Below are 6,488 nucleotides of genomic sequence, written 5' to 3' on the forward strand. Positions count from 1 at the left end.
CTCCCCTACTCCCCTACTCCCCTACCTCGCATTTTCGGGGTTACATCAGTCAAAACTCTTCCCTATAAGGCCCTCCTAGCCTGATACCAGAATCGCGAGCACAACCGGCCGGGTCTTCCCGTCCCGGTTTTTTGTGCAAGCCGCCCGCCGAACGGACCTTTGACATGCCAAGACGCACTGACATCAAGTCGATCCTGATCATCGGGGCCGGCCCCATCGTCATCGGCCAGGCCTGCGAGTTCGACTATTCCGGCACGCAGGCCTGCAAGGCGCTGAAGGAGGAAGGCTTCCGCGTCATCCTGGTCAATTCCAACCCGGCCACCATCATGACCGACCCGGAACTGGCCGACGCCACCTATATCGAGCCGATCACGCCTGAAGTGGTCGCCAAGATCATCGCCAAGGAGCGGCCCGACGCGCTGCTGCCGACCATGGGCGGCCAGACCGCGCTCAACACCGCTTTGTCGCTGCGCCGCATGGGTGTGCTCGAGCGTTACAATGTCGAGATGATCGGCGCCGACGCCACGGCCATCGACAAGGCCGAGGACCGCGCGCTGTTTCGCGAGGCGATGAAGAAGATCGGGCTGGAAACGCCGAAGTCGATGCTGGCCAACGCCACCGACGTCAAGAACACCGACCGCAAAACGCATGAGGCCGAGCGCGCCGCCGTCAAGGCCGAGGCGCCTGCCGATCTCGACGCCGCGCTCGACGCACTGGAAACCCGCTGGAACCTCGGCGAAGGCGACCGCAAGCAGCGCTACATCAGCCATGGTATGGCGATCGCCGCACAAGCACTCGACCATGTCGGCCTGCCCGCCATCATCCGCCCCTCCTTCACCATGGGCGGCACCGGCGGCGGCATCGCCTACAACCGCGCCGAATTCTACGAGATCGTCCAGTCCGGCCTCGACGCCTCGCCGACCACCGAAGTGCTGATCGAGGAGAGCGTGCTCGGCTGGAAGGAGTACGAGATGGAGGTCGTCCGCGACAGAGCGGACAATTGCATCATCGTCTGCTCGATCGAGAACATCGACCCGATGGGCGTGCACACGGGCGACTCGATCACGGTCGCCCCTGCCCTGACGCTGACCGACAAAGAATACCAGATGATGCGCAACGCCTCGATCGCGGTGCTGCGCGAGATCGGTGTCGAGACCGGCGGCTCCAATGTGCAGTTCGCCGTCAACCCGGCCGACGGGCGCCTGGTGGTCATCGAGATGAACCCGCGCGTCTCGCGCTCGTCCGCTCTGGCCTCCAAGGCGACCGGTTTCCCGATCGCCAAGATCGCCGCAAAACTCGCTGTCGGCTACACGCTGGACGAGCTGGAGAACGACATCACCGGGGGCGCCACGCCGGCGTCCTTCGAACCGAGCATCGATTACGTGGTGACAAAAATCCCGCGCTTTGCCTTCGAAAAATTCCCCGGCGCCGAGCCGGTGCTGACCACCGCCATGAAGTCGGTCGGCGAAGTCATGGCCATCGGCCGCACCTTCCAGGAATCGCTGCAGAAGGCACTGCGTGGACTTGAAACCGGACTGACGGGTCTGGACGAGATCGAGATCCCCGGTCTTGGTTCCGCCAACCATGCCGACGACCGCAACGCCATTCGCGCCGCGCTGGGCACGCCGACGCCCGACCGGCTGCGCATGGTGGCGCAGGCGATCCGCATGGGCACCTCGCTGGAAGACGTGCACGCCATGTGCAAGATCGACCCGTGGTTCCTCGAACAGATCGCCGGCATCGTCGCCATGGAAGCACGCATCCGCGAGCACGGCATTCCCGAGGATGCCGTCAACCTGCGCATGCTGAAAGCCATGGGCTTCTCCGATGCCCGCCTCGCGTCGCTGACGAAGACCGATGCCGAAGTGATTCAGAAAGCTCGCGAAAAGCTCGACGTTCATCCAGTTTATAAACGCATCGACACTTGCGCGGCCGAGTTCGCCTCGCCGACCGCCTACATGTACTCGACCTATGAAGTGCCGTTTGCCGGCGCGCTGGCCAACGAGGCGCAGGTCTCGTCGCGCAAAAAGGTCGTCATCCTCGGCGGCGGGCCGAACCGCATCGGCCAGGGCATCGAGTTCGATTATTGCTGCTGCCACGCCGCCTTCGCGCTGCGCGACGCCGGCTACGAAGCGATCATGATCAACTGCAACCCGGAGACGGTCTCGACCGACTACGACACGTCAGACCGGCTCTATTTCGAGCCGCTGACGGCCGAAGACGTACTGGAGATTCTGCGCGCCGAGCAGGCGTCCGGAGAGCTGGTCGGCGTTATCGTCCAGTTCGGCGGCCAGACGCCGCTGAAGCTGGCGGATGCGCTGGAGAAGGCCGGCATCCCGATCCTCGGCACCTCGCCCGACATGATCGATCTGGCCGAAGACCGCGACCGCTTCCAGAAGCTGCTGCACAAGCTGAACCTCAGCCAGCCGAAGAACGGCATTGCCTATTCGGTCGAGCAGGCCCGGCTGGTTGCCGGCGAGCTCGGCTTCCCGCTGGTGGTGCGTCCGTCCTATGTGCTCGGCGGCCGCGCTATGCAGATCATCCATGACGAGGGCATGCTGCAGACCTATCTGCTCGACACCGTGCCCGGCCTGGTGCCGGAGGACATCAAGCAGAAATACCCCAACGACAAGACCGGCCAGATCAACACGCTGCTGGGCAAGAACCCGCTGCTGTTCGACACCTATCTCTCGGGCGCCATCGAGGTCGATGTCGACTGCCTCTGCGACGGCAAGTCGACCTTCGTTTCCGGCATATTGGAGCACATCGAGGAGGCCGGCATCCATTCGGGCGACAGTGCCTGCTCGCTGCCGGTGCACTCGCTGCCTTCCGAACTGGTCGACGAGCTGGAGCGCCAGACGGCAGCGCTTGCCCGCGCGCTCAATGTCGGCGGCCTGATGAACGTGCAATATGCGATCAAGGACGGCACGGTCTATGTGCTGGAGGTCAACCCGCGCGCGTCACGCACCGTGCCCTTCGTCGCCAAGACCATCGGAAGACCCATTGCGAAAATTGCGGCCCGCATCATGGCCGGCGAAAAGCTGGAAGACGCCTTCGCCCATTACGGCGCCATGCCCGACCCCAGAAACCCCGGCCACATCGCGGTCAAGGAAGCCGTGTTCCCCTTCGCCCGCTTCCCCGGCGTCGACATCCTGCTCGGCCCGGAAATGCGTTCGACCGGCGAGGTCATGGGCCTTGACCGCGACTTTGCGCTCGCCTTCGCCAAGAGCCAACTCGGCGCCGGCGTCGACCTGCCACGCTCCGGCACGCTGTTCGTCTCGGTGCGCGACGAAGACAAGAAGGGCATATTGCCGGCGGTCAAGCGCTTGGCTGGCCTCGGCTTCAAGGTGCTGGCGACATCCGGCACCGCCCGCTTCCTCGCCGAAAACGGCGTCGACGCCCAGAAGATCAACAAGGTGCTGGAAGGCCGCCCCCACATCGAAGACGCCATCCGCAACCGCCAGGTGCAGATCGTCTTCAACACCACGGACGGCCAGAAGGCGGTGTCGGACTCCAAATCGCTCCGCCGCGCCACGCTGATGCAGAAGGTGCCGTATTACACGACGCTGTCAGGCGCGGCTGCGGTGGCGGAAGCGATTGCGGCGCTGAAGGCGGGGAGCCTGGAGGTCAGGCCGCTGCAGGAGTATTTTGCGTAAAGCAGCGGTCTTCCAGAGCCCGATTTGGTGGTCTGTGCTGCCCATGAAATTCCTTCGCAGGCATCGGGCGGCCGGCAAACACAAGGCATGCCCTTGCGCGCCGGCAAAATTTTCGGTCTTTATCGCGTTGGCCATGCAGTTGGCCGATATGGGGGAGCGATGAAGGTCCACGAAGTCTTCGGTATAAAACCTAGCATCAGCGAGCTTTCGTATATTGATCGAGGTTCTTTGGACAAAGAGTTCCGGAAGCTGGTTGACCGACAGCAGACGCACATCGCCATCCGAGGCGCCTCAAAGGCAGGAAAATCTTGGCTAAGGCAGAGGGTATTGGACGATCCAATTATCGTTCAATGCCGTTTATCTTATACAACACTAGATATTTATCGCGATGCGTTAGCCAGACTGGACATCAGTATTGAGCTAGAGAATACTACCACCAATTCTTTCAAGGGCGTAGCTTCAGCATCCGGAGAAGCCGGATGGAAATTACTTGCGAAGGTTACTGGATCTGCAGAGATTTCTGGCGAACACCAGCTAGAGCGTCGGGCAATCTCTGTGGGTAAAGACGCTGGCGATCTTGATTTTATTGCCTCGCTAGTTCGACTTTCGGGTCGCACTCTGGTTATAGAGGATTTTCATTATCTTCCAACGGAAGAGCAGCGAAAATTTGCTTTCGACCTTAAAACCCTCTGGGACTATAAAACATTTGTGGTCGTGGTCGGAGTGTGGATAAGCGAGAATATGCTTATTACTCTCAACCCCGATCTGTCCGACCGAATTGAAGAAATCGCCGTCACATGGCAGCCATCGGAGCTGAAGCAGGTATTTGCTAAGGGGTGCCTAAATCTTGGCCTAAGGCCGAGTGACGCTGTTTCAGAAGAGTTGGCATCGATTTCCTATGAAAGTGTAGGTTTGCTTCAGAAATTGGCGTTAAGATTGATCGACGATGAGTTAGATATAAGCGAATCTGCACCAGATGGCGAAGAAATCAGAATAGATAGCCTGAGCGCTGCACATGACGCGGCGATGCATGTCGCCGAGCAACTGAACCAACTATATCAAGCTTTCGCAAAGCGGGTATGCGATGGCATTCGAACCCGAAAGAATGCAACTGGCATCTATGCTCATGCCATGGCCGCCATAATGGCGGCTGACGACACGGCGCTTGCCTCAGGCCTCTCGGCAAAAGAAATTCATGCTTTCGCGCATGAAAAGCAGCCTAGGATACAACTCGGCAATCTCAAACTTGCGTTGTCAAAATTTCCTGAGCTTCAAGTCGACCAAGATGGGCGGGGACTTGTTTTAGCATATGACGCTCTTGATGAGAAGATAAGCGTAGTTGATAGGCAGTTATTACTGTACCGCAAATTTGCGACAATTAAATGGCCATGGGAAGAGTTGATAGAAGAGGTTTCGAAGGAACAGAGTGCTTTCGAGTAACGGCGTCAGGCAAGTTCATTTGCATATTGGAGCCTCTCTCAAACCCGCCCGGGATGAGCGGCCACTCCGTTTAGGATGCGCCCGTCGAAGTTCAGGCTCATTGTCTCGATGTCAGAGCAGTGACCAATCATCGGAGTGGCGAGAGTAGATGCTACCCACAAAGAAATCTGCTCACGCCACCGCCACACACTCGATCTCGATATCAAACTCCATCGGCCAGGACGCCACCGGCACAAAACTCCGCGCCGGCGGTTTCGTGGAAAAATACTTCGCATAGACCCGGTTGATGGCGTTGTAGAAGCCGGAGTTGACGGCGTAGATGCGCACCATCACCACATTGTCCAGCGAGGTGCCGGCCGCTTCCAGGCAATGTTTCAGCGCCTTCAGCGAGGCCTCGGTCTGCACCTCGATGTCGCCGCGCACCATCTCGCCGGTCACCATGTCCACCGGCGGCGTCGCCGAGATGAACACGAAGCCGTTGGCCTTGACCGCAGTCGAACACGGCAGCCCGAGCGCTCGCACCTTGTCCGACATCACAGGCACTTCGATGATTTCTTTCTTCATGGCAAATCTCCCTCTCCTGCATTTGCAGGGAGCTTATCCCGGCACTGGCGGAACGCCAGCGCCGTTCTTCCCTTCTCCCCCTGTGGGAGAAGGTGGATCGGCGCGATAGCGCCGAGACGGATGAGGGGTGTTCCAGCGGAGTGAGACGTCGACGTTCCCTGGAACACCCCTCATCCGTCGCCTTCGGCGACACCTTCTCCCACAGGGGGAGAAGGTGGATGCGGCGCTAAAGAAATCCGATGAACCGTCCGGCGAACAGCACCGAAGTCCACAGCAGTATCGAGAGCACAGCCAGGATGGCGCTGCCGGCCGGCTCGTCACCGCCTCTGGCGAAGCGCAGGAAGGTGAAAAAATTGACGCCGGCGAGAAGGATGAGCGCCATCTTGGCTAGGAAAACCGGCATAGCCGCATAGGTGCTCGCCTTGACCGAAAACAGCAGCGAGCCAGTGACAAGCGCACCCGCGAACGCGCCCAATGCAATGCGGCGCAGCAGCGTGACGAACGCGACGTAAGGCAGCGAGCGGAAGGCGCCGCAGATCCTCAGGTCCATGAGAACGACGCTGGTCAACAGCGCGCCGATCGACATGATGTGGAGCGCATTGACGATGGGGTAGGCGATGAAGGACGCCTTCAGCCACCGCGCCAAAGCGAGTTGCTCGATGCCGGCGAAAAACTCCGTCATCTAGGCCGGCGGCACGCGGTCGGGATAGACATCATACGTCTTGCCCCCGACGATGAGGCGCACCGCTTTCATGCGCTTTTCGCTCGCCTCGAGCGAACGGTTGCCGATCGCGGTCACCTCGTCGCCGACCTTGCCCACCTCCTCCG

At 60.2% G+C, this 6,488-nt stretch carries 4 protein-coding genes; 2 read left to right on the forward strand and 2 right to left on the reverse strand.

The window, feature by feature from the left end:
* The first annotated feature begins 164 nt into the window (after positions 1 to 164).
* The gene (gene carB / locus EN749_RS27890) at positions 165 to 3,656 is read left to right on the forward strand and encodes a carbamoyl-phosphate synthase large subunit (RefSeq protein ID WP_127809595.1); all 3,492 of its coding nucleotides are present in this window, start codon (positions 165 to 167) and stop codon (positions 3,654 to 3,656) included.
* A gap of 87 nt (positions 3,657 to 3,743) precedes the next feature.
* Positions 3,744 to 5,096 carry a hypothetical protein gene (locus EN749_RS27895; protein ID WP_128364364.1) on the forward strand — a complete coding sequence of 451 codons (1,353 nt, stop codon included), beginning with the start codon at positions 3,744 to 3,746 and terminating at the stop codon, positions 5,094 to 5,096.
* A gap of 171 nt (positions 5,097 to 5,267) precedes the next feature.
* Here EN749_RS27895 and EN749_RS27900 read toward each other — a convergent pair whose 3' ends face one another.
* Together EN749_RS27900 and EN749_RS27905 are read right to left on the reverse strand one after the other, a co-directional pair.
* Positions 5,268 to 5,660 carry a RidA family protein gene (locus EN749_RS27900; RefSeq protein WP_128364365.1) on the reverse strand — a complete coding sequence of 131 codons (393 nt, stop codon included), beginning with the start codon at positions 5,658 to 5,660 and terminating at the stop codon, positions 5,268 to 5,270.
* Positions 5,661 to 5,886: 226 nt separating this feature from the next.
* Positions 5,887 to 6,342, reverse strand: a complete 456-nt coding sequence (locus tag EN749_RS27905; RefSeq protein WP_128364366.1) for a hypothetical protein — start codon at positions 6,340 to 6,342, stop codon at positions 5,887 to 5,889.
* Between the last annotated feature and the right edge of the window lie 146 nt (positions 6,343 to 6,488).

Source organism: Mesorhizobium sp. M7A.F.Ca.ET.027.02.1.1 (assembly GCF_004022985.1).
Taxonomy (GTDB): Bacteria; Pseudomonadota; Alphaproteobacteria; order Rhizobiales; family Rhizobiaceae; genus Mesorhizobium.